Source organism: Hydrogenophaga sp. (genome assembly GCF_036675665.1).
Taxonomy (GTDB): Bacteria; Pseudomonadota; Gammaproteobacteria; order Burkholderiales; family Burkholderiaceae_C; genus Hydrogenophaga.
This window is the reverse complement of the sequence record NZ_JAKFEO010000026.1, coordinates 1-1645: the sequence shown is the minus strand read 5'-3', so window position 1 is coordinate 1645 and position 1645 is coordinate 1. Positions and strand designations below refer to the sequence as shown.

The 1645-nt window shown below is 65.0% G+C and carries 2 protein-coding genes; both read left to right on the top strand.

Annotated elements, in window-relative coordinates; genetic code table 11:
• The first annotated feature begins 26 nt into the window (after window positions 1-26).
• On the top strand, window positions 27-911 hold the full coding sequence (locus V6M63_RS10280) for an ABC transporter permease (protein ID WP_332741488.1): 885 nt from the start codon (window positions 27-29) through the stop codon (window positions 909-911).
• The gene (locus tag V6M63_RS10275) at window positions 908-1612 is read left to right on the top strand and encodes a GntR family transcriptional regulator (protein WP_332741487.1); all 705 of its coding nucleotides are present in this window, start codon (window positions 908-910) and stop codon (window positions 1610-1612) included. The genes V6M63_RS10280 and V6M63_RS10275 overlap by 4 nt, the downstream gene beginning before the upstream one ends.
• The last annotated feature ends 33 nt before the right edge of the window (window positions 1613-1645 follow it).

The following is a 1645-nucleotide window of genomic DNA, read 5'->3' as shown; positions in this document are numbered from 1 at the left end:
TGGTCGACATCCGCAAGGAACTCTGAATGAACAGCGACAAACGCACCGCCGGCTTCTGGTTCCTCGCTGCATTCTTTGCGCTGTTCGTGCTGTTCCTCTACGGGCCCATGTTCGTCATCGTGGTGCTGAGCTTTCAGGGCCCTGAAGGCGGACTCACCTTTCCGCTGCGCGGCGTGTCGCTGCACTGGTTTTACAAGCTGGCCGAGGGGCTGGGCGTGGTGGACATCGGCGCGGCACTCAGGCGCTCGTTGGGCCTGGGCCTGGCCGTGATGGCTTTTACCGTGGTGCTGTCGGTGCTGGCCGGCCTGGCTTTCCGCAAAAAGCTCGCAGGCGCCAACACGCTGTTTTTTGTGGTGGTGGCCAGCCTGATCATGCCGTCCATCATTGTGTCGCTGGGCATTGGCCTGGAGTTCCGGCTGCTCGACACCGGCATCAAGAAGGTGCTTGAAGTTTTCGGCATGACCGGCACGCTGGAAGGCTACGGCACCGCACTCGGGCTGTTCACGTCGGCGCTTGGCGCGCATCTGACCTGGACGCTGCCCTTTGGTCTCCTGATCATGTTTGCCGTTTTCAACCGCTTCAACCCCGCCTATGAAGAAGCCGCGCGCGACCTGGGCGCCACGCCGTGGCAGGGCTTTCGCCATGTGGTGCTGCCGCTGATTGCGCCGTCGGTGGTGGGCATAGGCATGTTTGGCTTTACCCTGAGTTGGGATGAAATCGCCCGCACCTCGCAGGCCATTGGTGATGTGAACACCCTGCCGCTGGAACTGCAGGGCCTGACCACCACCGTCACCACGCCGTCCATCTACGCGCTGGGCACCGTCACCACCGTGGTGTCGCTGCTCGTCATGGCGTTGGCCCTGGGCCTGGCCTGGTGGCTGGACCGGCGGCAAAAGAAAGGCACCCGATGAGCCAGGCAACGCCCACAACGCCATTGACCGACAGCGAGATGTATGAACGCGTGATCTCGGCCATTCTCGACCACCGCCTGCCGCCGGGCACCAAGCTGGTGGAAGACAAACTGGCCAGCGCATTCGGCGTGTCGCGCACGCGCATCCGACCGGTGCTGGTGCGGCTGGCCAATGAACAGGTGGTCACCCTCATACCCAATCGGGGTGCCACCGTCGCCCAGCCCACCGAGCAGGAAGCGCACGAGGTCTTCGAAGTGCGCCGGCTGATCGAGCCCACGCTGGTGGAGCTGTTCATCGCCAACGCCAGCGAGGCCGACATGCAGCAGCTCAAGCGCTGCATCGACGACGAGGAGGCCGCGCGCCTGGCCGGCGACATGCACCGCGCAATCCGGCTGTCGGGCGACTTCCACCTGCAGATCGCCGAGCGCGCCGGCCACCAGACGCTGGGCCGCATCCTGCGCGAGCTCACGTCGCGCACCTCGCTCATTCTGATGACCTACAGCACGGCCCATGAACGCAGCCGCGATGAAGCCGCCGCCTGCGGCTGCCGCGAACACCGCACCCTGCTCGACGCCATCCGCCTGCGCGACGTCCGGGAAGCCGCGCATCACATGCGCGAGCACCTGACGCGGCTGGAGTCCCAGCTGCAATTCACGCCGCCTGCGGACGACGCACCCGATCTGTCCACGCTGTTCGGCTGATATGGCCCCCACGCTTGTCGCTTCGCGTACTAC